Source organism: Streptomyces sp. NPDC031554 (genome assembly GCF_055580685.1).
Map to the genome: position 1 here is coordinate 511,497 of NZ_JBVIKX010000005.1, position 23,979 is coordinate 535,475.

19 protein-coding genes are annotated in these 23,979 nt (G+C 74.3%); 15 read left to right on the forward strand and 4 right to left on the reverse strand.

Annotated features, from left to right (window positions below):
* Positions 1-182 precede the first annotated feature (182 nt).
* The 3 genes from ACZ5FU_RS16960 (at position 183) to hemW (ending at position 5,537) form a co-directional block, all read left to right on the forward strand.
* Positions 183-2,057, forward strand: a complete 1,875-nt coding sequence (locus ACZ5FU_RS16960; RefSeq protein WP_451528243.1) for an AMP-dependent synthetase/ligase — start codon at positions 183-185, stop codon at positions 2,055-2,057.
* Between the two features lie 259 nt (positions 2,058-2,316).
* Complete coding sequence (locus tag ACZ5FU_RS16965) at positions 2,317-4,218, forward strand: SpoIIE family protein phosphatase (RefSeq protein WP_468836093.1); 1,902 nt, start codon at positions 2,317-2,319, stop codon at positions 4,216-4,218.
* An 86-nt stretch (positions 4,219-4,304) separates the two neighbouring features.
* Positions 4,305-5,537 (forward strand): radical SAM family heme chaperone HemW, encoded by a 1,233-nt coding sequence (hemW, locus tag ACZ5FU_RS16970; RefSeq protein ID WP_451775736.1) that lies wholly within the window; start codon positions 4,305-4,307, stop codon positions 5,535-5,537.
* 211 nt (positions 5,538-5,748) lie between these two features.
* On the opposite strand, the gene ACZ5FU_RS16975 is transcribed toward hemW, so the two are convergent.
* Both ACZ5FU_RS16975 and ACZ5FU_RS16980 read right to left on the reverse strand, forming a co-directional pair.
* Positions 5,749-6,612, reverse strand: coding sequence for a DUF3097 domain-containing protein (locus ACZ5FU_RS16975; protein ID WP_451528246.1), 864 nt, complete (start codon positions 6,610-6,612; stop codon positions 5,749-5,751).
* Positions 6,613-6,643: 31 nt separating this feature from the next.
* Positions 6,644-7,369 (reverse strand): MBL fold metallo-hydrolase, encoded by a 726-nt coding sequence (locus ACZ5FU_RS16980; protein ID WP_451775734.1) that lies wholly within the window; start codon positions 7,367-7,369, stop codon positions 6,644-6,646.
* 159 nt (positions 7,370-7,528) lie between these two features.
* On the opposite strand from ACZ5FU_RS16980, the gene hrcA reads away from it, so the two are divergent.
* From hrcA to ACZ5FU_RS17000, 4 genes are all read left to right on the forward strand, one after another.
* Positions 7,529-8,545 (forward strand): heat-inducible transcriptional repressor HrcA, encoded by a 1,017-nt coding sequence (gene hrcA, locus ACZ5FU_RS16985; RefSeq protein ID WP_363088195.1) that lies wholly within the window; start codon positions 7,529-7,531, stop codon positions 8,543-8,545.
* A complete protein-coding gene (gene dnaJ, locus ACZ5FU_RS16990; protein WP_392241235.1) occupies positions 8,546-9,679 on the forward strand; it encodes a molecular chaperone DnaJ in 1,134 nt (377 codons plus the stop codon). It begins immediately after the preceding gene.
* A gap of 192 nt (positions 9,680-9,871) precedes the next feature.
* The gene (locus tag ACZ5FU_RS16995; protein WP_451528249.1) at positions 9,872-10,960 is read left to right on the forward strand and encodes a nitronate monooxygenase; all 1,089 of its coding nucleotides are present in this window, start codon (positions 9,872-9,874) and stop codon (positions 10,958-10,960) included.
* Positions 10,957-11,703, forward strand: coding sequence for a 16S rRNA (uracil(1498)-N(3))-methyltransferase (locus tag ACZ5FU_RS17000; protein WP_451528250.1), 747 nt, complete (start codon positions 10,957-10,959; stop codon positions 11,701-11,703). Before ACZ5FU_RS16995 ends, ACZ5FU_RS17000 begins: the two co-directional genes overlap by 4 nt.
* A 45-nt stretch (positions 11,704-11,748) precedes the next feature.
* Here the strand turns inward: ACZ5FU_RS17000 and ACZ5FU_RS17005 are convergent, their stop codons facing one another.
* The gene (locus tag ACZ5FU_RS17005; protein WP_451775733.1) at positions 11,749-12,168 is read right to left on the reverse strand and encodes a hypothetical protein; all 420 of its coding nucleotides are present in this window, start codon (positions 12,166-12,168) and stop codon (positions 11,749-11,751) included.
* 50 nt (positions 12,169-12,218) lie between these two features.
* On the opposite strand from ACZ5FU_RS17005, the gene ACZ5FU_RS17010 reads away from it, so the two are divergent.
* The 5 genes from ACZ5FU_RS17010 (at position 12,219) to ACZ5FU_RS17030 (ending at position 18,461) form a co-directional block, all read left to right on the forward strand.
* A complete protein-coding gene (locus ACZ5FU_RS17010) occupies positions 12,219-12,767 on the forward strand; it encodes a hypothetical protein (RefSeq protein ID WP_451528251.1) in 549 nt (182 codons plus the stop codon).
* A 62-nt stretch (positions 12,768-12,829) separates the two neighbouring features.
* A complete protein-coding gene (locus ACZ5FU_RS17015) occupies positions 12,830-16,033 on the forward strand; it encodes a S41 family peptidase (RefSeq protein ID WP_468836078.1) in 3,204 nt (1,067 codons plus the stop codon).
* A 155-nt stretch (positions 16,034-16,188) separates the two neighbouring features.
* On the forward strand, positions 16,189-16,542 hold the full coding sequence (locus tag ACZ5FU_RS17020; RefSeq protein WP_468836071.1) for an HIT domain-containing protein: 354 nt from the start codon (positions 16,189-16,191) through the stop codon (positions 16,540-16,542).
* A gap of 3 nt (positions 16,543-16,545) precedes the next feature.
* The gene (locus tag ACZ5FU_RS17025) at positions 16,546-17,451 is read left to right on the forward strand and encodes a ribonuclease Z (RefSeq protein WP_451528254.1); all 906 of its coding nucleotides are present in this window, start codon (positions 16,546-16,548) and stop codon (positions 17,449-17,451) included.
* Positions 17,452-17,471: 20 nt separating this feature from the next.
* Positions 17,472-18,461 carry an adenosine deaminase gene (locus ACZ5FU_RS17030; protein WP_451528255.1) on the forward strand — a complete coding sequence of 330 codons (990 nt, stop codon included), beginning with the start codon at positions 17,472-17,474 and terminating at the stop codon, positions 18,459-18,461.
* A 103-nt stretch (positions 18,462-18,564) separates the two neighbouring features.
* On the opposite strand, the gene ACZ5FU_RS17035 is transcribed toward ACZ5FU_RS17030, so the two are convergent.
* Complete coding sequence (locus ACZ5FU_RS17035; protein WP_469045492.1) at positions 18,565-19,911, reverse strand: MFS transporter; 1,347 nt, start codon at positions 19,909-19,911, stop codon at positions 18,565-18,567.
* Between the two features lie 301 nt (positions 19,912-20,212).
* On the opposite strand from ACZ5FU_RS17035, the gene ACZ5FU_RS17040 reads away from it, so the two are divergent.
* From ACZ5FU_RS17040 to ACZ5FU_RS17050, 3 genes are all read left to right on the forward strand, one after another.
* A complete protein-coding gene (locus ACZ5FU_RS17040; protein WP_469045493.1) occupies positions 20,213-21,502 on the forward strand; it encodes a glucarate dehydratase family protein in 1,290 nt (429 codons plus the stop codon).
* Positions 21,503-21,629: 127 nt separating this feature from the next.
* Positions 21,630-22,751 (forward strand): carbohydrate kinase family protein, encoded by a 1,122-nt coding sequence (locus ACZ5FU_RS17045; protein WP_451528258.1) that lies wholly within the window; start codon positions 21,630-21,632, stop codon positions 22,749-22,751.
* A 147-nt stretch (positions 22,752-22,898) separates the two neighbouring features.
* Positions 22,899-23,969 carry a PhoH family protein gene (locus ACZ5FU_RS17050; protein ID WP_451528259.1) on the forward strand — a complete coding sequence of 357 codons (1,071 nt, stop codon included), beginning with the start codon at positions 22,899-22,901 and terminating at the stop codon, positions 23,967-23,969.
* Positions 23,970-23,979: the final 10 nt, after the last annotated feature.

Sequence of the window (23,979 nt, forward strand, 5' to 3'; positions counted from 1 at the left end):
TCACCGGGTTGTCGTTGTGTAAAAAGTGACAGTCCGTGGCCCCTTACGTGCAGGCCAGTCGCCCTCTACTCTGATCCCTGCTCGATAGTTACTCGTGAGTTAAACAACAGCCGCACCGAGCCGGCCGCATCGTCAACAGCCGCACCGAGCCAGCCGCACCGTCGCGGGCCCCGGAGGATGTCGTGAGCGACACACAGACACTGATCGAGAACCGTCCGCCGTCCGTCGCGGGCCTCTTCCTGGAGCGGGTGGCCGCCACGCCGGACGCGGAGGCCTACCGCTACCCCGTGCCGGCGCCGTCGGGCGAGGGCCCGGACGACTGGAAGTCGCTGAGCTGGGCGCAGGCCGCCGAGCGGGTCCACGCCGTCGCGGCCGGCCTGATCGAGCTGGGCGTGCAGCCCGAGCAGCGCGTGGCGCTCGCCTCCTCCACCCGCGTCGAGTGGATCCTCGCCGACCTCGGCATCATGTGCGCGGGCGCGGCGACGACCACCGTCTACCCGCAGACCAACGTCGAGGAGTCGGCGTTCATCCTCTCCGACTCCGGCAGCCGGGTGCTGATCGCGGAGGACGCGGCCCAGGTCGCCAAGGCGGTGGAGAAGCGCCAGGAGCTGCCCGGGCTGACCCACGTGGTGGTGATCGACCCGGCCGGGGTGGAGACCGCCGACTGGATCCTCACCCTCGACGACCTGGAGAAGCGCGGTGCCGCCCGCCTGGAGCGGGAGCCGCAGCTGATCAAGGAGCGGGTCGGCGCGATCACCAGGGAGCAGCTCGCCACCGTCATCTACACCTCGGGCACCACCGGCCGCCCCAAGGGCGTGCGTCTCCCGCACGACAACTGGGCGTACATGGCGAAGGCGATCGCCGCGACCGGCCTGATCGGCCCCGACGACGTGCAGTACCTGTGGCTGCCGCTCGCCCACGTGTTCGGCAAGGTGCTGACCTCCGGCCAGATCGAGGCCGGGCACGTCACCGCCGTGGACGGCCGCGTCGACAAGATCATCGAGAACCTGCCGGTCGTGCGGCCGACGTACATGGCGGCCGTCCCCCGCATCTTCGAGAAGGTCTACAACGGGGTCGCCGCGAAGGCCCGTGCCGGCGGCGGCGCCAAGTACAAGATCTTCCAGTGGGCCGCCGAGGTCGCCCGCGAGTACGCCAAGGCCGCCCAGGACAACTTCCGGCGCACCGGCACGGCCTCCGTGCCCTTCGCGCTCGGCGCCAAGCACAAGGTCGCCGACGCGCTCGTCTACGCGAAGATCCGGGAGGCGTTCGGCGGCAACCTGCGCGCGTGCATCTCGGGCAGCGCGGCCCTCGCGCCGGACATCGGCTACTTCTTCTCCGGTGCCGGCATCCACATCCTCGAGGGGTACGGCCTGACGGAGTCCTCCGCGGCCTCCTTCGTGAACCCCGGCGAGGCCTACCGCACCGGCACGGTCGGCAAGCCACTGCCCGGCACCGAGGTGCGCATCGCCGACGACGGCGAGATCCTGCTGCGCGGTCCCGGCGTCATGGAGGGCTACCACGGCCTGCCCGAGAAGACCGCGGAGGTCCTGGAGGCCGACGGCTGGTTCCACACCGGCGACATCGGCGAGCTGTCCGCCGACGGGTACCTGCGGATCACCGACCGCAAGAAGGACCTCATCAAGACGTCCGGCGGCAAGTACATCGCGCCCGCCGAGGTCGAGGGACAGTTCAAGGCGGTCTGCCCGTACGTCTCCAACATCCTCGTGCACGGCGCCGACCGGAACTTCTGCACGGCCCTGATCGCCCTGGACGAGGTGTCCCTGCGCGGCTGGGCCGAGGAGAACGGCCTCGGCGGGAAGTCGTACGCCGAGATCGTGGCGGCGCCGGAGACGGTGGCGCTCGTCGACGGCTACGTGAAGCACCTCAACCAGGGGCTGCAGAAGTGGCAGACGATCAAGAAGTTCCGGCTGCTGCCGCGTGACCTCGACGTGGAGCACGGCGAGATCACGCCGAGCCTGAAGCTGAAGCGGCCGGTCGTCGAGCGCGAGTACAAGCACCTGATCGACGAGATGTACGCCGGGGCGCGCGAGGCGTAGCCGCCGGCAGGGACCTCGGGGCGGGGGCGGCCGCGGACACGCCGCCCCCCGCCCCGGTACGAACAAGCGGAGCGCTCGCATCCCGCCCCCGAAGCGACTGCTTCCGGACACATCCGAAACCCGGTTCCCCCTCATCACGCCCCACTTCGGTAACTCAGCGCGTAGGAGTGCGGTCGTTCTGTCACCCTGTCGGCATCGGCCGGGGACGTCTCGCCCACGGACCGAGGCCCGATTCGTCCGATCGCCCGGGAGCCGTCCAATGGGGGCCATTCCCACGCAACGGGAGACCGTGTCCCGTGCCAGTGGTGCGCCGGCGCACGCGGGCGGGCATCCGCACACGCGCGCGACCCTCACCGGCGGCCCCCTCGCGCCCGGCGCCGCCCGTGACGTCGTCCGCGCCGCGTTCGCCGAGTGGACCGGCCTCGGCCTGCCCGGTGCCGGGGAACTGGCGGGCCGGCTCGGCGAGGAGGCGACCCTCGTCGTCAGCGAGCTGGTCACCAACGCCGTCGTGCACGCCGGTACCGACGTCGACGTGCTGTGCCGGCTGGAGGCGGAGCCGGAGCGACCCGACACCTGCGCCGTCGTCGTGGAGGTCACCGACCACCACCCCTCGCGCACGCCCCGCGACGACGGCCCCGACACGCCGTACGACACCCCCGAGCACGGCCGCGGTCTGCGCCTGGTGGCCACGCTGGCCGACGCGTGGGGCGTGACGTACCGCCGGGGGACGAAGACCGTGTGGGCCCGGCTCCCGGCCCGTCCGGAGGACGACGACGGGAACCCCGACGAACCCTGGGCCCCCACCGCCCCCGCACCCGCCGCCTCCCTCGCCTTCGCCGAGGCCCTCGCCCCCGGCCCCCGGCCCGGCGGACACGACCGCCAGTGGCTCGGCCGCGGCGCCCTGTCCTTCCTCGCCGAGGCCTCCGACCTGCTCGCCGGGCAGCTCGACGAGGAACTCGTCGCCGCGCTCACCGGCCAGCTGATCGTGCCGCGCCTCGCGGACTGGTGCGCGGTCCGGCTGGAGGACGAACTCGGCCCGCGCGCCGGCTGGGACGACGGACCGCAGGCACGGCTGACCCGCGTCTGGCACGTCGACGAGAACCACGTCGAGGAACTGCGCCGGGCCCTGGAGAAGGACCCGCCGCGCCCGCCCGACAGCCCCGACTCCGGACCCGCGGTCCACCCCTGGCCCGGCGGCGCGCTCGGACCGCGGGGCACCGCCCTCGCCTACCGCCTGGTCGCAGGCGGCCGCCCGCTCGGCACCCTCGTCATCGGACGGGCCGCTCTGCCGCGCTTCCCCGACGAGGTCACCGGGCTCGTCGAGGACCTCGGCCGACGCGTGGCCCTCGCCATCGGCGCCGCCCGCCAGTACGCCCGCCAGGCCACCATCAGCGCCGTCCTCCAGCGCGGTCTGCTGCCCGGCGCGGTCGCCGAGATCCCCGGCCTGCGCAGCGCCCTCGTCCACGAGCCGCGCGAGCAGGGCGGGCCGAGCGGCGACTTCTACGACCTGTTCCCGGCGGGCGACGGCCGCTGGTGCTTCGCGGTCGGCGACGTCCAGGGCAAGGGCCCGGAGGCGGCCGTGGTCATCGGACTGGCCCGGCCCTGGCTCAGGCTGCTGGCCCGCGAGGGGTACGGCGTGGCCGACGTCCTCGACCGCCTCAACCAGCTCCTCCTCGACGACGCCACCGAGGCCGCCGACGCGGCCGCCCGCGCCTTCGTCAGCCCGGCGGACCCCGGCGACGGGCCGCAGACCCGCTTCCTCTCGCTCCTCTACGGCGAGCTCGTGCCCTTCGACGGCGGAGTCCGCTGCACCCTCGCCTCGGCCGGCCACCCCCTGCCCCTGCTCCTCGGACCGGACGGCGGCGTGACCACGGTCGCGCAGCCGCAGACCCTCCTCGGCGTCGTCGAGGACGCCACGTACGTCAGCGAGACCCTGGACCTGTGGCCCGGCGACACCCTGCTCTGCGTCACCGACGGCGTCACCGAGCGCCGCTCCGGCTCCCGCCAGTTCGACGACGGCGACGGCCTCGCCCTCGCCCTCGCCGGCTGCGCGGGGCTGGACGCGGAGCTGATCGCCGAGCGGATCCGCCGTCTGGTCCACGAGTTCGGCGGCCGGCCCCCGGAGGACGACCTCGCCCTGCTCGTGCTCCAGGCCGAGTAGCGCGGGCGCCGCGCGGCACGGCCCCCGGAAGGGGCCGCACGGCGGACCCGAGGGACCTACGGGCGGCGTACGGGACAATGGAGGACATGCCTTCCGCACTTCCCGACGGCGAGCCCGTCCCCACCGACGGCGCGCTGCCCGCCTCCGCGCTCGCCGGGGCCGCCGGCCGCCCCCTCGGGTTCTACCTGCACGTGCCCTACTGCGCGAGCCGCTGCGGCTACTGCGACTTCAACACCTACACCGCCACCGAGCTGCGCGGCACCGGCGGTGTCCTCGCCTCCCGCGAGAACTACGCCGACACCCTGATCGACGAGATCCGGCTGGCCCGCAAGGTCCTCGGCGACGACCCGCGCGAGGTCCGCACGGTCTTCGTCGGCGGCGGTACCCCCACCCTGCTCGCGGCCGGCGACCTGGTCCGGATGCTCGCGGCGATCCGCGAGGAGTTCGGTCTGGCCGCGGACGCGGAGGTCACCACCGAGGCCAACCCGGAGTCGGTCGACCCGGCGTACCTCGCCACGCTCCGCCAGGGCGGCTTCAACCGGATCTCCTTCGGCATGCAGAGCGCCCGGCAGCACGTGCTGAAGGTCCTCGACCGCACCCACACGCCCGGCCGCCCCGAGGCCTGCGTGGCGGAGGCCCGCGGCGTCGGCTTCGAGCACGTCAACCTCGACCTGATCTACGGCACCCCCGGCGAGTCGGACGACGACTGGCGGGCCTCCCTGGACGCCGCCCTCGGCGCCGGACCCGACCACGTCAGCGCCTACGCCCTGATCGTCGAGGAGGGCACGCAGCTCGCCCGCCGGATCCGCCGCGGCGAGGTCCCGACGACCGACGACGACGTCCACGCGGACCGGTACCTGATCGCGGAGGAGACGCTGTCCGCGGCGGGCTTCGACTGGTACGAGGTGTCCAACTGGGCCACCTCCGGAGCGGGCCGCTGCCTGCACAACGAGCTGTACTGGCGGGGCGCCGACTGGTGGGGCGCGGGGCCGGGAGCCCACAGCCACGTCGGCGGCGTGCGCTGGTGGAACGTGAAGCACCCGGGGGCGTACGCGGCGGCCCTGGCGGGCGGCCGTTCACCGGGCGCCGGACGCGAGGTCCTGTCGCCGGAGGACCGCCGGGTCGAGCGGATCCTGCTGGAGCTGCGGCTGCGGGAAGGGGTTCCGCTGGACCTGCTGAAGGAGGCCGGGCTGGCGGCGTCGCGGCGGGCGCTGGCACGGGGACTGCTGGACGGCGGCCCCTACGAGGCGGGGCGCGCCGTCCTCACCCTGCGGGGCCGGCTGCTGGCGGACGCGGTGGTGCGGGACCTGGTGGACTGAGGGGACCGGGTGGACCGAGGGGGAGACCCCGCGGAGGCGGGAGCACGAACCGCCCGGCCGGGTGGACGAGCCGATCGACGGATCGTCTCCGCGGGCGCGGAGAACGGCCTGTCGGGTCGTCTCCGCGGGCGCGGGGCGGCCTGTCGGGCCATCTCCGCGGGCGCGGGGAACGACCCACCGGGTCCCGCCGCGTCCGACGACCCGGCCGGTCTCAGGGCACGGTCACGTGGTCGATGAGACGTTCGACCGCTCCCAGCAGCTCCGGCTCCAGGTCCTTGTAGGAGCCCACCCGCTTCAGGACGGCCTGCCACACCGCGCCGGTGTTCTCCGACGGCCATCCCAGGGCCCGGCACACCCCCGTCTTCCAGTCCTGCCCGCGCGGGACGCGGGGCCAGGCCGCGATGCCCACCGCCGACGGCTTCACCGCCTCCCAGATGTCGATGTACGGGTGGCCCACCACCAGCGCGTGCTCGCCGGTCACGGACTGTGCGATGCGCCACTCCTTGGTGCCGGGGACGAGGTGGTCCACCAGCACGCCCAGGCGGGCGTCGGGGCCGGGGGCGAAGTCGGCGACGATCGACGGCAGGTCGTCCACGCCCTCCAGGTACTCCACGACCACGCCTTCGACGCGCAGGTCGTCGCCCCACACCTTCTCCACCAGCTCGGCGTCGTGCCGGCCCTCCACGTAGATGCGGCCGGCGCGGGCCACCCGGGCGCGGGCGCCGGGCACGGCGACCGAACCGGAGGCGGTCCGGGCGGGCCGCGCCGGAGCCGCCGACGCCGGGCGGACCAGCGTCACGACCCGTCCCTCCAGGAGGAAACCGCGCGGCTCCAGCGGGAAGACCCGGTGCTTGCCGAAGCGGTCCTCCAGGGTGACCGTGCCCGCCTCGCAGCCGATCACCGCGCCGCAGAAACCGGTACCGGCCTCCTCCACCACCAGGCCGGGATCCGCGGGGACCTCGGGGGCGGGTCGCTGCTTCTTCCACGGCGGGGTCAGGTCGGCGGCGTACACACGGCGGTGCGGGCCCGAAGGGCCCTCGCTGGAAGGGCGGTGGCGGGAGACGGGTGGGCGCATTCGAACGACGATAGGAGAAGCTCCGGAGCGGTCACGGCGACACGCCGAAACGCGCGGCCAGCGCGTCCCGTTGGGCCCGGACGAACGCCGCGTCCACCACCGCGCCGTGACCGGGCACGTACAGCGCGTCCTCGCCGCCGAGGGCCAGCAGCCGGTCCAGGGCGGCGGGCCAGCGCGACGGTACGGCGTCGGGCCCGGCCTGCGGTTCGCCGGACTCCTCGACCAGGTCGCCGCAGAAGACGACCTCGGGGGAGCCGGGGCCCGCCGGGACGAGGACGGCGAGGTCGTGCGCGGTGTGGCCCGGACCGACGTTCGCCAGCAGGGCCTGCCGTCCCCCGCCCAGATCGAGCGTCCGCTCGCCGCAGACCGGGTGGCGGGGCCGCACCAGGGTGTCCGCGGCCTCGGTGGCCGCGGTCTCGTCCAGGCCGCACCGCACGGCGTCCGCACGCAGTTCCTCCGCCGCCACCGTGTCCGCCCCCACCGCCGCGTAGACCTCCGCGCCCGCGAAGGCCGCCGCCCCGAGGACGTGGTCGAAATGGGGGTGCGTGAGCGCGAGATCCGTCACACGGTGACCGGCGAGTTCCTCGGCGCCCGCCCGCAGCCGGGTGCCCTCGGCGAGACTCGACCCCGCGTCCACCAACAGGGCCCGCCCCTCCCCGACGACCAGCCCCACCGTGCAGTCCCAGCCGGGCAGCCGGCACCGGCCGACCCCGGTGGCGACCCGCTCCCATCCCAGCTCTTCCCAAGTCACCGTCATACCGCGACGCTAGCCCTGGCGGCCCGGCAGGGCGACCGACCTTGCCCAGGGTGTACCCCACAGCCGTACACTGGGCCGGGGGACGCTGGCACTCGAATGTGAAGAGTGCCAGGCGGGGCACCCGGGGGGACCGGGGACGACTTCTGGAGGTGAGCGCGGATGCTGAGTGAACGCAGGCTCCAAGTGCTGCGCGCCATCGTCCAGGACTACGTCGGCACCGAGGAACCGGTGGGTTCCAAGGCGCTCACCGAGCGGCACAACCTCGGCGTCTCCCCGGCCACGGTCCGCAACGACATGGCCGCCCTGGAGGACGAGGGGTACATCGCGCAGCCGCACACCAGCGCCGGGCGCATCCCCACCGACAAGGGCTACCGGCTGTTCGTCGACAAGCTCGCCGGCGTCAAGCCCATGACGGCCCCCGAGCGGCGGGCCATCCAGAACTTCCTCGACGGCGCCGTCGACCTCGACGACGTCGTGGCCCGGACGGTACGGCTGCTCGCGCAGCTCACCCGGCAGGTCGCCGTCGTGCAGTACCCGTCGCTGACGCGCTCCACGGTGCGGCACGTCGAGCTGCTGTCGCTGGCGCCGGCCCGGCTGATGCTGGTGCTGATCACGGACACCGGGCGGGTCGAGCAGCGGATGGTGGACTGCCCGGCGCCCTTCGGCGAGACCTCGCTGGCGGACCTGCGGGCACGGCTGAACAGCCGGGTCGCGGGCCGCCGCTTCAGCGACGTGCCGCGGCTGGTCGAGGACCTGGCCGACGCCTTCGGGGTCGAGGACCGCGGCACGGTCACGACGGTGCTCTCCACACTGCTGGAGACGCTCGTCGAGGAGAACGAGGAGCGGCTGATGATCGGCGGCACCGCCAATCTCACCCGCTTCGGACATGACTTTCCCCTCACGATCCGCCCCGTCCTGGAAGCCTTGGAGGAGCAGGTCGTCCTCCTCAAGCTCCTTGGCGAGGCGGGGGATTCGGGCATGACCGTACGCATCGGTCACGAGAACGCCTACGAGGGACTCAACTCCACTTCGGTGGTGTCGGTCGGCTACGGTTCGGGCGGCGAGGCAGTCGCCAAGCTCGGCGTGGTCGGACCGACCCGCATGGATTACCCGGGAACGATGGGAGCGGTACGCGCAGTGGCACGGTACGTCGGACAGATCCTGGCGGAGTCGTAGGTGGCCACGGACTACTACGCCGTTCTCGGCGTGCGCCGCGACGCGTCGCAGGAAGAGATCAAGAAGGCCTTCCGGCGGCTCGCACGCGAGCTGCACCCGGACGTCAACCCCGATCCGAAGACCCAGGAGCGGTTCAAGGAGATCAACGCCGCCTACGAGGTGCTGTCGGACCCGCAGAAGAAGCAGGTCTACGACCTCGGCGGCGACCCCCTGTCCCAGGCGGGCGGCGGCGCGGGCGGCTTCGGGGCCGGTGGCTTCGGCAACTTCTCCGACATCATGGACGCCTTCTTCGGCACGGCGTCGCAGCGCGGACCGCGCTCGCGCACCCGCCGGGGCCAGGACGCGATGATCCGGCTGGAGATCGACCTCGACGAGGCGGCCTTCGGCACGACCAAGGACATCCAGGTCGACACGGCGGTCGTCTGCGGCACCTGCAGCGGCGAGGGCGCGGCACCGGGGACCACCGCGCAGACCTGTGACATGTGCCGCGGCCGCGGTGAGGTGTCGCAGGTGACGCGGTCCTTCCTCGGCCAGGTCATGACCTCGCGGCCCTGCCCGCAGTGCCAGGGCTTCGGCACCGTCGTGCCGACGCCGTGCCCGGAGTGCGCGGGCGACGGCCGGGTGCGCTCGCGTCGCACGCTGACCGTGAAGATCCCGGCCGGCGTCGACAACGGCACCCGCATCCAGCTCGCGGGCGAGGGCGAGGTCGGGCCCGGCGGCGGTCCCGCCGGTGACCTGTACGTCGAGATCCACGAGCTGCCGCACGCGCAGTTCCAGCGGCGCGGCGACGACCTGCACTGCACGGTGACCCTGCCGATGACCGCGGCGGCCCTCGGCACCAAGGTGCCGCTGGAGACGCTCGACGGGCTCGAGGAGGTCGACATCCGGCCCGGCACGCAGTCGGGGCAGTCGATCCCGCTGCACGGGCGCGGTGTCACGCACCTGCGGGGCGGCGGACGCGGTGACCTCATCGTGCACGTCGAGGTCCAGACGCCCAACAAGCTGGACCCCGAACAGGAGCGGCTGCTGCGGGAGCTGGCGAAGCTGCGCGGGGAGGAGCGGCCCCTGGGCCAGTTCCAGCCCGGTCAGCAGGGCCTGTTCTCCCGGCTGAAGGACGCGTTCAACGGACGGTGACGCCGACGGGCGGGCGGTGGGGCTCCCCGGCTCCGCCGCCCGCCCCGCCGCCCGTCCCCGCGGGCCCGCTCCTGTGGGCGGTGCCCCCGGTTCCGCGCTTCCCGCCCGGGTCTTCCCGCCCGGGCGGTCTCGTCCGCGGACGCCGGACGGGCTGGTTTCGAACTCGTGCGGACGACGTGACACGATGCCGTCATGTCCTCCGCACTGACCGATCTCCTCCCTCTCCCGATCGTGCAGGCCCCCATGGCGGGCGGCGTCTCCCTCCCGCGGCTCGCCGCCGCCGTGTCCGAGGCGGGCGGGCTGGGCTTCCTGGCCGCCGGGTACAAGACCGCCGACGGCATGTACCAGGAGATCAAGCAACTGCGGAGCCTGACCTCCCGGCCCTTCGGCGTGAACCTCTTCATGCCGCAGCCCGACCATGCCGAGACCGGCGCCGTCGAGGTCTACGCGCATCAGCTGGCCGGTGAGGCCGCCTGGTACCGGACCGAGCTGGGCGATCCGGACAGCGGCCGCGACGACGGCTACGACGCCAAGCTGGCGGTGCTGCTGGACAACCCGGTGCCGGCGGCCTCGTTCCACTTCGGCGTCCCCGCCCCGGACGCGCTGGCCGCGCTGCGCCGGGCCGGTACGGTCACCCTGGTCACCGCGACCACCGTCGAGGAGGCCGTCGCGGTCGAGCGGGCCGGCGCGGACGCGGTGATCGTGCAGGGCGTGGAGGCCGGCGGTCACCAGGGCACCCACCGTGACATCCCGGAGAACGACGGTTCCGGCATCGGCCTGCTGTCGCTGCTCGCCCAGGTCCGGGAGGCCGTCGGCCTGCCGCTGATCGCCGCGGGCGGTCTCATGCGGGGCAGCCAGATCGCCGCCGTCCTCGCCGCCGGGGCGAGCGCCGCCCAGCTCGGCACCGCCTTCCTCGCGACGCCCGAGTCCGGCGCGGCCGCCGTGCACAAGGAGGCGCTCACCGACCCGCTCTTCGTGCGCACGGAACTGACCCGCGCCTTCTCCGGGCGTCCGGCCCGCGGCCTGGTCAACCGCTTCCTGCGCGAGCACGGCCCCTACGCGCCCGCCGCCTACCCCGACGTCCACCACCTCACCTCGCCGCTGCGCAAGGCCGCCGCGAAGGCGGGCGACGCGCAGGGCATGGCGCTGTGGGCCGGCCAGGGACACCGGCTGGCCCGGGCCCTGCCCGCCGGACGGCTGGTGGAGGTGCTGGCGGCCGAAGTCGACGCGGCCGGGACGGTGTCGTCGGGCGGCGCGGCCGAGGCGGGCGGTGCCCGATGACCGCCCCCGTGTTCGTCGTCGAGGAACTGCCGGGCGGCCCGGCCGAGTTCGTGCTGGACGGGCCCGAGGGACGGCACGCCGTCTCCGTGAAGCGGCTGCGGGCCGGTGAGGAGGTCGTCCTCACCGACGGCACCGGCAGCTGGGCGCGCGGCGAGGTCGTCGCCGCCGAGGGCAAGGACCGGCTCGTCGTCCGGCTGGCCCAGGTGACGCGGGAGCCCGCCGAGACGCCGCGGATCACCGTCGTCCAGGCGCTGCCCAAGGGCGACCGGGGTGAACTGGCCGTCGAGACGATGACCGAGACCGGCGTCGACGCGATCGTGCCGTGGGCCGCGTCCCGCTGCATCACCCAGTGGAAGGGCGACCGCGGGCTGAAGGCGCTCGCCAAGTGGCGGGCGACCGCCCGCGAGGCGGGCAAGCAGTCCCGCCGGGTCCGCTTCCCCGAGGTCGCCGACGCCGCGACCACCAAGCAGGTGGCGGCCCTGCTGGCCGGGGCCGACTTCGCGGCCGTGCTCCACGAGGACCGCGACTACGGCAGCGAGCCGCTGGCGACCGCGCCGCTTCCCGCGGACGGGCGGATCGTGCTCGTCGTCGGACCCGAGGGGGGCGTCTCCCCCGAGGAGCTGGCGCTCTTCGAGGAGGCCGGCGCCAGGGCGTACCGGCTGGGGCGCAGCGTGCTGCGGACCTCGACCGCCGGGACGGCCGCCGCCGCCCTGATCCTGGGCCGGACCGGCCGCTGGTCCTGACCGGCCCGGCCGCCGGGCCTCGCCCGTCCGCCTCCGAGAACCAGGTCAGTCCGGCGGGGTATCGGGCACGGTCGTCGCGCGGCTGAGGGCGTCGAACAGGATCCAGCCGTCCACCTCCCGCTCCCGTCCGCCCTCGTGCGGCAGCAGCCGGCGGCGGACGGCCTCGTCGACGAGCGCGCGCACCGTGCCGGGCATGTGCAGGTCGAGGTGGTGGGCGCGGTCGCCGACGCCGCCCGCGTGCGTGTACGCGCCGCCGCCGACGTAACGGCCCTCGCCCTCACGGAAGACGATCCTGGTGCGCGCGCCGTCCCGGATCAGGGTGAGGACGTCCCGGCAGCCCCGGCCGTCCCGGTGCCGGTGCCGGACCGTCCACAGGTAGGCGGTCGTGTCGTCGACGATCAGTTTCCTCGGGCGGCGGCGGTTGCGCATGCGGTCACCGTAGACGGCGGCGGCGGTGCGGCGCATGGCGGTAAGTGCTCTACCGCCGCCCCGCCGACGGTGGCAGGCTGCCCTCCATGGGGGCATGGAGGACGGGGATGCGGGGCCGGACGCGCGGGACGCGTGCGGCGGCGGTGGCGGGGCTGGCGGTCCTGGCCGTGGCCGGCGCGGTGGCGTGCGAGCCCGGCGGGATCGGCTCGGCGGCCGTGGCGTACACCACCGACGAGGCGGCGACGGCCGAGATCGAGCGCCGGGACGTCGACGTGCGGTGGCTGACCTGCACCGCCGAGAACGGCGACGGCGGCGCCTCCGGGGGCCGGGAGACCGTCGCCTCGGTCGATTGCGAGGGGGAGACCGGCGACGGGCGGGACATCACCGTCACCGGCCGCGTCACGCGCGCCGTCGACGGCTCCTGCGTGCGCGGCGACCTCCGTGCGGACGTCGGCGACAAGCAGCTGTTCCGGGTGGGCGGACTCGGCGACTGCGGGTCCGCCACCCCCTCGCCGCTCGCCCCGCCCCACTCCGCGCGGCCCGCCGAACCCGCGCGTCCCACGGTCACCGTGACCGTCACCCGGACCGTCCGGTGCGAGGACGACCCCCGCTGCGGGTCCACCGGCACCAAGTGACCCGCGCGGGCAACCGGCCGGAACCCCTGTCGGTCCACCCCCGCCTTGCCTAGAGTGATCGGGTGACACAGCCCGTGACGCCTGCCGCGTACTTCCGGTTCCCGCACCCGCAGGGCGAGTCGGTGGCCTTCACCGCCGAGGACGACGTGTGGCTCGCGCCCCTCGACGGCGGGCGCGCCTGGCGGGTCAGCGCCGACAACATGCCGGTCACCCTGCCCCGCATCTCGCCCGACGGCACCACCGTCGCCTGGACCTCCACCCGCGACGGCGCCCCCGAGGTGTACGTCGCCCCGGTCGACGGCGGCCCCTCCACCCGGCTCACCCACTGGGGCAGCCCCCAGACCAGGGTGCGCGGCTGGACCCCCGACGGCCGGGTGCTCGTGCTGAGCACCCACGACCAGGCGAGCGGGCGCCGCAGCTGGGCCCGCGCGGTCCCGCTCGACGGCGGACCGGCCACCACCCTGCCGTACGGGCCCGTCGGCGGGGTCGCCCTCGGCCCGCACACCGTGCTGGTGTCCGCGACCATGGGACGCGAGGCCGCCCACTGGAAGCGCTACCGGGGCGGCACGGCCGGCAAGCTGTGGATCGACCGGGACGGCGACGGCGAGTTCACGCGGCTGCACGAGGACCTCGACGGCAACATCGAACACCCGGTGTGGGCGGGCGAGCGCATCGCCTTCCTCTCCGACCACGAGGGCATCGGCGCGCTGTACTCCTCCCTCGCCGACGGCTCCGACCTGCGGCGCCACACGCCCCTCGACACGTTCTACGCCCGGCACGCGGCAGGGGACGGCAGCCGCGTCGCGTACTGCTCCGCCGGTGAACTGTGGATCCTGGACGATCTCGACGGCGCCGAGCCGCGCCGCCTCGACATCCGGCTCGGCGGGCAGCGCACCGACCGGCGGCCGCACCCGGTGTCCGCCGCCCGCTGGCTGGGCTCCGCGACCCCCGACCACACCGCGCGCGGCAGCGCCGTCGAGGTGCGCGGCGCCGTCCACTGGGTCACCCACCGGCACGGCCCCGCCCGCGCCCTGGCCGCCGAACCCGGTGTGCGGGCCCGGCTGCCGCGCACCTTCCGCACGGAGGGCGAGGAATGGGTGGTGTGGGTGACCGACGCCGAGGGCGAGGACGCCCTGGAGTTCGCCCCCGCCACCGGCCCGGCACCGGGCGCCACTCCGCGCCGGCTGGCCGCCGGACGCCTCGGCCGGGTGGTGGAACTGGCCATGGCGCCCGACGGCAGCCGGGCCGCCGTCGCCGCGCACGACGGACGGCTGCTGTTCGTGGAGCGGGAGACCGGCGAGGTCCGCGAGGTCGACCGCAGCGAGGACGGCGACGTCGGCGGCCTCGTCTTCTCACCCGACTCGGCCTGGCTGGCCTGGTCGCACCCCGGCCCGCGCCCGCTCAGCCGGATCAAGCTGGCCAACACCGCGGACCTGTCGGTCACCGAGGCGACCCCGCTGCGCTTCCACGACTACGCGCCCGCCTTCACCCTCGACGGCAAGCACCTCGCGTTCCTGTCGACACGCGCCTTCGACCCGGTCTACGACGAGCACGCCTTCGACCTCTCCTTCGTCGAGGGAGCCCGCCCGTACCTCATCCCGCTGGCCGCGACCACCCCCTCGCCGTTCGGCCCGCAGCGGCACGGCCGCCCCTTCGAGGCCCCCGACAAGGACGAGACCCCCGACAGCGAGGGCACCCCGGTCACCCGGATCGACCTGGAGGGGCTCGCCGACCGGATCGTGCCCTTCCCCGTCGAGGCCGGCCGCTACTCGGGGCTGCGCGCCGCGAGGGACGGCGTGCTGTGGCTGCGCCATCCCGTGCGCGGTGTCCTCGGCGCCTCCCGCGCCACCCCCGACGACCCGGGCCCGAGCACCGAGCTGGAGCGCTACGACCTCGTCCGGCAGCGCCTCGAACACCTCGCCCCCGACGCCGACGCCTTCGAGGTCAGCGGCGACGGCAAACGGCTGCTGCTGCGGTCCGAGGGCAAGCTCAGGGTGGTCCCCGGTGACCGGCGCGCCTCCGGCGACGAGGACAGCGACACCAACCTCACCGTCGACCTCGGCCGGGTCCGCCAGAGCGTCGACCCGGCCGCCGAGTGGCGCCAGATGTACGACGAGACCGGACGCCTCATGCGGGACAACTTCTGGCGGCCCGACCTCGGCGGGATCGACTGGGACGGCGTCCTGGACCGCTACCGCCCGCTCCTCGACAAGGTCGCCACCCGCGACGACCTCGTCGACGTCCTGTGGGAGGTGCACGGCGAACTCGGCACCTCGCACGCCTACGTCGTCCCCGGCGGCCACGGCGGCGGCGCCCGCCAGGGGCTGCTCGGCGCCGACATCTCCCGCCACGACGACGGTGCTTGGCGCATCGACCGGATCCTGCCGTCGGAGACCTCCGACCCCGACGCCCGCTCCCCGCTCGCCGCACCCGGCGTCGCGGTGCGCGCGGGCGACGCCATCCTCGCCGTCGCCGGCCACCCCGTGGACCCGGTCACCGGACCCGGACCGCTCCTCGTCGGCACGGCGGGCAAGGCCGTCGAGCTGACCGTGTCGCCGGCCGGCGGGGGCGAGCCCCGGCACGCCGTCGTCGTCCCCGTCGACGACGAGGAGCCGCTGCGCTACCACGCCTGGGTCGCGGAACGGCGGGCGTACGTGCACGAGACGTCCGGCGGCCGGCTCGGCTACCTCCACGTGCCCGACATGCAGGCCCCCGGCTGGGCCCAGATCCACCGCGACCTGCGGGTGGAGGTGGCCCGCGAGGGCCTCGTCGTGGACGTCCGCGAGAACCGGGGCGGGCACACCTCCCAGCTCGTCGTGGAGAAACTGGCGCGGCGGATCGTCGGCTGGGACGTGCCGCGCGGGATGCGGCCGTACAGCTATCCGGAGGACGCGCCGCGCGGGCCCGTCGTCGCGGTCGCCGACGAGTTCTCCGGCTCCGACGGGGACATCGTCAACGCGGCGGTCAAGGCGCTGGGCATCGGGCCGGTGGTCGGGACCCGCACCTGGGGCGGGACGATCGGCATCGACAGCCGGTACCGGCTGGTCGACGGGACGCTGGTCACCCAGCCCAGGTACGCGATCTGGCTGGAGGGCCCCGGCTGGGGGGTGGAGAACCACGGCGTCGACCCGGACGTGGAGGTGGTGACGCGCCCCCAGGACCACGCGGCGGGCCGGGACGTGCAGCTGGAGGAGGCGGTGCGGCTGGCGCTGCTCGCGCTGGAGGAGACGCCGGCCAGGACGGCCCCGACGCTGCCGCGGCCGTAGCCCCGCCGGTGTCGGCGCGGCCGTCCCCGGGCGGCCGCGCCGGCCCTCCGCTCCGGCCCGGACCGCCTCGTCCTCGAACGCCGGACGGGCCGGACCGGGCCGGCGCTCGCTACCATGCCTCCGTACTGATCGAACCGGCGTGAGGAGCCACCCGTATGCCAGGCGAGCCGCAGGACGACTGCCTGTTCTGCAAGATCGTGGCGGGGACGATCCCGGCGACGATCGTGCGGGAGACCGGGACGACCATCGCCTTCCGGGACATAAACCCCCAGGCGCCCACCCACGTCCTGGTGATCCCCAAGGCACACCACGTGGACGCCGCCGCCCTCGCCGCCGAGGCGCCCGAGCTCGCCGCGGACGTCCTGCGCGAGACGCGGGCGGTCGCCGACAACGAGAAGCTGGAGAGCTACCGCATCGTCTTCAACACCGGTGCCGGCGCCGGCCAGACCGTCTGGCACGCCCACGCGCACGTCCTCGGCGGCCGCGGCCTGCAGTGGCCCCCCGGCTGACCCGTGTCCGTACGTGAACTGGTGGTCCTGGGCACCGCCAGCCAGGTCCCGACCCGGCACCGCAACCACAACGGCTACTTCCTGCGCTGGGACGGCGAGGGCATCCTCTTCGATCCCGGCGAGGGCACCCAGCGCCAGATGCTGCGGGCCGGGGTCGCCGCCCACGACCTGCACCGGATCTGCGTCACGCACTTCCACGGCGACCACTGCCTGGGCGTCGCCGGGGTGATCCAGCGCGTCAACCTGGACCGGGTCCCGCACCCGGTGACCGCCCACTTCCCGCGGTCCGGGCAGCGCTTCTTCGACCGGCTCCGGTACGCCACCGCCTACCGCGAGACCGTCGGCGTCACCGAGGTCCCGGTCGACGGCGACGGGCCCCTCGCCGTCACCGCGTCGTACACGCTCCAGGCCCGCAGGCTCTCCCACCCGGTCGAGTCCTACGGCTACCGGCTGACCGAGCCCGACGGCCGCAGGATGCTGCCCGACCTGCTCGCGGCGCGCGGCGTGCGGGGCCCCGACGTCGGCCGCCTCCAGCGCGAGGGCTCGGTCGGCGGGGTGTCGCTGGAGGAGGTCAGCGAGGTGCGGCGCGGGCAGCGCTTCGCGTTCGTCATGGACACCCGCCTGTGCGACGGCGTGGGGGAGCTGGCCGAGGGCTGCGACCTGCTGGTCATCGAGTCGACCTTCCTCGACGAGGACGAACGGCTCGCCGACGACCACGGCCACCTCACCGCCGGCCAGGCCGGACGGGTCGCGCGCGACGCAGGCGTCCGCCACCTCGTGCTCACCCACTTCAGCCAGCGCTACGGCGAACCCGCCGAGTTCGAGCGGCAGGCACGGGCCGCCGGGTTCGAGGGGGAGTTGACGGTGGCGTACGACCTGCTGCGGGTGCCGGTTCCGAAACGCCGGTAAAACACCCGTACGATGCTTTGATGCCCCTCCCCAAAGCTGAACTGCACCTGCACATCGAAGGCACCCTGGAGCCGGAGCTGGCCTTCGAACTGGCCGCCCGCAACGGGGTCGCGCTGCCCCACGCCGACACCGAGGCGCTCCGCGAGGCCTACCGGTTCGAGGACCTCCAGTCCTTCCTGGACCTGTACTACGGGCTGATGGCGGTCCTGCGCACCGAGCGGGACTTCGAGGACCTGGCGGACGCCTACCTCGCGCGCGCCGCCGCGCAGGGCGTGCGGCACGCGGAGATCTTCTTCGACCCGCAGGCCCACCTCGCCCGGGGCGTCGCGATGGGCACGGTCGTCGAGGGGCTGTGGCGGGCGCTCGGCGACAGCGTGGCGCGGCACGGCGTCTCCACCCGGCTGATCATGTGCTTCCTGCGCGACGAGTCCGCGGAGTCGGCGCTGGAGACCCTGGACGCCGCGAAGCCGTACCTCGACCGGATCACCGGCGTCGGGCTGGACTCGGCGGAGGTCGGGCACCCGCCCGCGAAGTTCCGCGAGGTCTACGAGGCCGCCGCCGCCCTCGGCCTGCGGCGGGTGGCGCACGCCGGTGAGGAGGGGCCGCCGGAGTACATCACCGAGGCCCTCGACGTCCTCGGGGTCGAGCGCGTCGACCACGGCCTGCGCTGCACGGAGGACCCGGCGCTGGTGGAGCGGCTGGTGCGGGAGCGGATCCCGCTGACGCTGTGCCCGCTGTCCAACGTCCGGCTGCGCACGGTCGACGTCCTCGCCGACCACCCGCTGCCCGCCATGCTCGACGCCGGGCTGCTCTGCACGGTCAACTCCGACGACCCGGCCTACTTCGGCGGCTACGCCGGCGACAACTTCGACGCCGTGCGCGCGGAACTGGGCCTGGGCGAGGAGCGGCTGCGCGAACTGGCCCGCAACTCCTTCCTCGCCGCCTTCCTGGAGGACGACGAGGAACTGCGGTCGCGCTACCTGGCCGAGGTCGACGCCCACCGGTTCTGAGCGCACCGGTCCTGAGCCCACCGGTTCCGAGCCCACCGGTTCCGAGCGCACCGGTCACGGGCGCACCGGTCACCGGCGTCATCGGGACGCATGATCAGGACACCTACCGCCCGGCCCCCGGCGCGGCGCCCGCCCGCCGGGGCCCGGCGGTGTCGTAGGAGCCCTGGGCGGACACGCCCGCCGGGACCTCCACCGCGATCTCCACCACCGCCTGTGCCGCCGCGCCCACCGGCGGCACCGCCCCGACGGGCGCGCCGGTGGACGCGGCGAGGACGGCCGCCGGGGTTCCGCCGCGCCGCCGGACCGCGCCCGGCAGCAGCGGGCGTCCGCCCGCGTGCAGCGCGACGGCGGTCATCGGCACCGCCACCACCAGCAGTCCGGCGCCCAGCACCAGCCCCATCACCGGGAAACCGGCCCACGCCGACAGCAGGCTCCCGGTCAGCGGCCCCGCCGCCGTCCCCAGGGAGGACGCCGAGCCGACCAGCACCGCCCAGCGCCCGCGCGGGTCGAGCGAGGCGGCCAGCCCGATCAGGTACGACAGCACGACCGGGTAGAAGACGTTCCAGGCGATCTCGCCCGCCGCGAAGCTCCCCGGGCCGGTCGCCGACGCGCTGACCACGACGCACCCGGCGATCAGCACGGTCCCGCCGCCGATGGGCAGCGCCCGGCCCAGCCGCGCGCCCAGCGCCCCCGCGCCCAGCACCCCCAGCAGCCCGGCGCCGAGCGCCACGGCGAAGACGACCCCGACGCCGGTCTCGTTCAGCCCCGCCTGCGTCAGGCCGATGCGCCCGCTCACCCCCCACAGGGAGTTCTGCACCAGCGACCAGCACGGCACGGCGGCGGCCAGCACCAGTCCGGACCGCAGCTGCGGCAGCCGCGCGGAACCGCCCCCGGGCCGGACCGGAGCGGGGACCGCACGCCCGGGGAGCCGCCCGGTCAGCGGCCACACGGCGACGGCGGTGAGGGCGATCGCGGCCAGCGGCTGCCCGTGTCCGGGCCCCAGGTGCGGCACCGTCAGGTAGACGACCCCCGCGAGCGCGGACACCCCGAGCAGGCCGAGCGTGGAGGCGCGGTGCGGGTCGGGCTCGGCGGCGATCCGGGTGGCGGCGACCGTCGTGGCCGTACCGGACCCGAATCCGCCCAGCACCGCGCCCGCGACGACCACCGGCACGTTCCCGGCGAGGGCGGCCCCGCCGTACCCGACGACGGCGAGCACCAGGCCGACGCGGGCCAGCGTGCGGGCCCCGATCCGCTCGACGCGCGAGGCCAGCGCGAACCCGGCCGAGGCCGAGCTCAGCAGCAGCGCGCTGCCCACGGCCCCGGCCTGGGTGGCCGTCAGGGCGAGCCCCGAACCCAGGCGTCCCACGACGGTCGGCAGCAGGTAGGGAGCGAGGTACCCGGCCGTGAAGAGGGCGACGAGGGGCCAGGGCGTGGTGCGGGGCGCGAACACGGGCGTTCCAGGGCAGGCGAAGGAGCGGCTCGGCGAGGAGCGGCTCGGGAAGAGGGAGGAGCGACGACCGTCCGGGGACAGGAACGCGCGGCCAATTTGTATCAAGCACGTAGTTGCGAGCAGAAGCGGGACGGGGGTGATCTGGGTCACCATCGGTTTGGTCGATGGGCGGCCGGGTAAGCGCGTGCGTCCCCACCGCTCCCGGCCGGCCCCGCGCGGCGGGGCTGCGTTGACGTCAGCGGTCCGTGTATCTAGCCTCCATCCTCATACATGGACGACTTTCACATAGGGAGATGGCCGGGTGGACCTCACCGTCACGGACGTACGGCTGACGCCGATCCTGATCGCCGACCCGCCCCTCCTCAACACCCAGGGCGTGCACCAGCCGTACACCCCGCGCCTCATCGTGGAGATCGTCACGGCGGACGGCGTCACGGGCCTGGGCGAGACCTACGGCGACACCAAGTACCTCGACCTGGCCCGCCCCTACGCGAAGAAGCTCGTCGGCCGTCAGGTCAGCGACCTGAACGCGCTGTTCACCCTCGGGGACGAGATGGAGGTGGACCGCTCCCGCATCCTCGACCAGGTGGACGTCGGCGGCCTGCGGGGCGTCCAGACCGCCGACAAACTGCGCCTGTCCGTGGTCTCCGCCTTCGAGGTCGCCTGCCTGGACGCCCTGGGCAAGGCGCTCGGCCTGCCGGTGCACCGCCTGCTGGGCGGCAAGGTGCGCGACACCGTCGAGTACAGCGCCTACCTCTTCTACAAGTGGGCCGACCACCCGGAGCCGGTGCCCCACGAGAAGGACGACTGGGGCGCGGCGCTCGACCCGGCGGGCATCGTCGAACAGGCCCGCGCGTTCAAGGAGCGGTACGGCTTCACCTCCTTCAAGCTCAAGGGCGGCGTCTTCCCGCCCGACGAGGAGATCGCCGCCGTCCGCGCCCTCGCCGAGGCCTTCCCCGGCCACCCCCTCCGGCTGGACCCCAACGGCGCCTGGAGCGTCGCGACCTCACTGCGCGTGGCCCGGGAACTCGAGGACGTCCTCGAGTACCTGGAGGACCCCGCGCTCGGCACCCCCGCCATGGCCGAGGTGGCGGCCGCGACCGGCGTACCGCTCGCCACCAACATGTGCGTGACGACGTTCGCCGAGATCGAGGAGGCCTTCGCCCGCGACGCCGTCCAGGTCGTCCTCTCCGACCACCACTACTGGGGCGGCCTGCGCAACACCCAGCACCTGGCCGCGATCTGCCGCACCTTCGGCGTCGACGTGTCCATGCACTCCAACACCCACCTCGGCATCAGCCTCGCCGCCATGACCCACGTCGCCGCCACCGTCCCCGGTCTCCACCACGCCTGCGACTCCCACTACCCCTGGCAGTCCGAGGACGTCCTCACCGACCGCCTCGCCTTCACCGGGGGCAGGATCACCGTCCCCGACACCCCGGGCCTGGGCGTCGAACTGGACCGCGACCGTCTCCACCGCCTCCACCGGCGCTGGCTCGACGACCGGGGCGCGTACCGCGACCGGGACGACGAGGCGGCCATGCGCGTGGCGACCCCGGACTGGACGACACCCGCCGTCCCCCGCTGGTGACGGCCCGCCGGCCGGACCGGCGGCACCCCGCCCCGCCATCCCGCCCCGACACCCGCCCCTGACGCCGACGCCTCGTCCCCGACGTGGTGCACACTGGCCGGATCGGCACCACGTCAGGGAGCGCACCGTGACCGCGTCCACCGGAGAGGGACACCACCGACACCCACGCCAGGCCCAGGTGGACCCCCTGGCCGCCCGGCGCGCCCCCACGGACCCGCCCTGGGACGTCTACCTCACCGGCACCGTCTTCCTCGACATCATCTTCACCGGCCTGGACTCCGCCCCCGTCCGCGGCACCGAGTCCTGGGCCCGCGGCATGGGCTCCAGCCCCGGCGGCGTCGCCAACATGGCCACCGCCCTGTCCCGCCTGGGCCTGCGGACCGCCCTCGCCGCCGCCTTCGGCGACGACCACTACGGCGAGTACTGCTGGGACACCCTGGAACAGGGCGAGGGCATCGACCTGACCACGTCCCGCACGGTCCCCGGCTGGCACTCCCCGGTCACCGTCTCGATGGCGTACGAGGGCGAACGCACGATGGTCTCCCACGGCCACGAACCGCCCCCGCAGGAGGCCGCCCCCGCCTCCGCGCCGCACGCCAGGGCCGCCGTGGCCTCCCTCACCCCCGGCCGGCGCGAGCCCTGGATCGCGCAGGCGGCGGGCCGCGGCACCCGCGTCTTCGCGGACGTCGGCTGGGACGACACGGGCGCCTGGGACCTGGCCGGCCTGGCCGACCTGGAGCACTGCGAGGCCTTCCTGCCCAACGCGCAGGAGGCCATGCGCTACACGGGCGCCACCTGCCCGCGCGCCGCGGCCCACGCCCTCACCGCGCACGTGCCGCTCGCGGTCGTCACCCTCGGCGCCGAGGGCGCCTACGCGGTGGACGGCCGCACGGGCGAGACCGCGGAGGTCCCCGCGATCGCCGTCGAGGCCCTCGACCCCACCGGCGCGGGGGACGTCTTCGTGGCCGGTTTCGTCACGGGCACGCTGGCCGAGTGGCCGCTCGCGGACCGCCTGGCCTTCGCCGGCCTGACCGCCGCCCTGTCGGTCCAGGAGTTCGGCGGCTCGCTGTCCGCGCCCGGCTGGTCCGAGGTCGCCGCCTGGTGGCGCCGCGTGCAGTCGGTGCGGACCCAGAACCCGGAGGCACTGCGGCGGTACGCGTTCCTGGAGGACCTGCTGCCCACCCGGCAGGCCACCTTGTGGCCCCGCCGCAGGGCGGTCCCCACCATCGGGTTCGGCCGCTCGGCCTGAGCCGGGACACCGCCCGCCCGCGGGCGGGCCCTTGTTCGAAAAGCCCTGCGGCGTTGCCATCCCCCTGGCGTACCCTGGAAACCGCCAGGCCGCCCTCGTGGCAGGCGAGTCGTATCCGGGAGGACGTAGAGGCCTTCGGGCCGGCCTATGACTCAGACACCGACAGCTCACACGTCCGCGCAGGACGAGGCGAGAGCACAGTTCACCGTTCCCGCCCAGCACCCCATGGTGACCGTGCTGGGGTCCGGAGACTCCCTCCTGCGCGTGATCGAGACGGCCTTCCCGGCGGCCGACATCCATGTCCGGGGCAATGAGATCAGCGCGGTCGGCGATCCGCGGGAAGTCGCCATGGTCCAGCGCCTGTTCGACGAGATGATGCTGGTGCTCCGCACCGGGCAGCCGATGACGGAGGACGCAGTGGAACGCTCGATCGCCATGCTGCGGGCGAGTGAGAACGGGACGAACGACGGCCAGGAGACCCCGGCCGAGGTTCTGACGCAGAACATCCTGTCCTCACGCGGCCGCACGATCAGACCCAAGACCCTCAACCAGAAGCGGTACGTCGACGCGATCGACAAGCACACGATCGTCTTCGGCATCGGCCCGGCCGGTACCGGCAAGACCTACCTGGCGATGGCCAAGGCGGTCCAGGCACTGCAGTCCAAGCAGGTCAACCGGATCATCCTGACCCGCCCCGCGGTCGAGGCCGGCGAACGCCTCGGCTTCCTCCCCGGCACCCTCTACGAGAAGATCGACCCCTACCTGCGCCCGCTGTACGACGCGCTGCACGACATGCTCGACCCGGACTCGATCCCGAAGCTGATGGCCGCGGGGACGATCGAGGTGGCGCCGCTGGCGTACATGCGCGGACGCACTCTCAATGATGCTTTCATCATCCTGGACGAGGCCCAGAACACGAGCCCCGAGCAGATGAAGATGTTCCTCACCCGGCTCGGCTTCGACTCGAAGATCGTGATCACCGGCGACGTGACGCAGGTCGACCTGCCGAGCGGCACCAGGTCCGGGCTGCGCCAGGTCCAGGACATCCTGGAGGGCGTGGAGGACGTCCACTTCTCCCGGCTGTCGTCCCAGGACGTCGTACGGCACAAGCTGGTGGGCCGTATCGTCGACGCGTACGAGAAGTACGACGACACGCACGGCACGGAGAACGGCACGCACAAGGGCGGCCGGGGCAAGTCCGGGCACAAGGGGAAGTAGACCGAGCACC

Bases quoted from the DNA above. Each gene is read 5' to 3' on its own strand.
- ACZ5FU_RS16965 (WP_468836093.1), top strand. From the start codon at position 2,317: ATGGGGGCCATTCCCACGCAACGGGAGACCGTGTCCCGTGCCAGTGGT.
- hemW (WP_451775736.1), top strand. From the start codon at position 4,305: ATGCCTTCCGCACTTCCCGACGGCGAGCCCGTCCCCACCGACGGCGCG.
- ACZ5FU_RS16975 (WP_451528246.1), bottom strand. From the start codon at position 6,612: ATGCGCCCACCCGTCTCCCGCCACCGCCCTTCCAGCGAGGGCCCTTCG.
- ACZ5FU_RS16980 (WP_451775734.1), bottom strand. From the start codon at position 7,369: ATGACGGTGACTTGGGAAGAGCTGGGATGGGAGCGGGTCGCCACCGGG.
- hrcA (WP_363088195.1), top strand. From the start codon at position 7,529: ATGCTGAGTGAACGCAGGCTCCAAGTGCTGCGCGCCATCGTCCAGGAC.
- ACZ5FU_RS16995 (WP_451528249.1), top strand. From the start codon at position 9,872: ATGTCCTCCGCACTGACCGATCTCCTCCCTCTCCCGATCGTGCAGGCC.
- ACZ5FU_RS17000 (WP_451528250.1), top strand. From the start codon at position 10,957: ATGACCGCCCCCGTGTTCGTCGTCGAGGAACTGCCGGGCGGCCCGGCC.
- ACZ5FU_RS17005 (WP_451775733.1), bottom strand. From the start codon at position 12,168: ATGCGCCGCACCGCCGCCGCCGTCTACGGTGACCGCATGCGCAACCGC.
- ACZ5FU_RS17010 (WP_451528251.1), top strand. From the start codon at position 12,219: ATGGGGGCATGGAGGACGGGGATGCGGGGCCGGACGCGCGGGACGCGT.
- ACZ5FU_RS17020 (WP_468836071.1), top strand. From the start codon at position 16,189: ATGCCAGGCGAGCCGCAGGACGACTGCCTGTTCTGCAAGATCGTGGCG.
- ACZ5FU_RS17030 (WP_451528255.1), top strand. From the start codon at position 17,472: ATGCCCCTCCCCAAAGCTGAACTGCACCTGCACATCGAAGGCACCCTG.
- ACZ5FU_RS17050 (WP_451528259.1), top strand. From the start codon at position 22,899: ATGACTCAGACACCGACAGCTCACACGTCCGCGCAGGACGAGGCGAGA.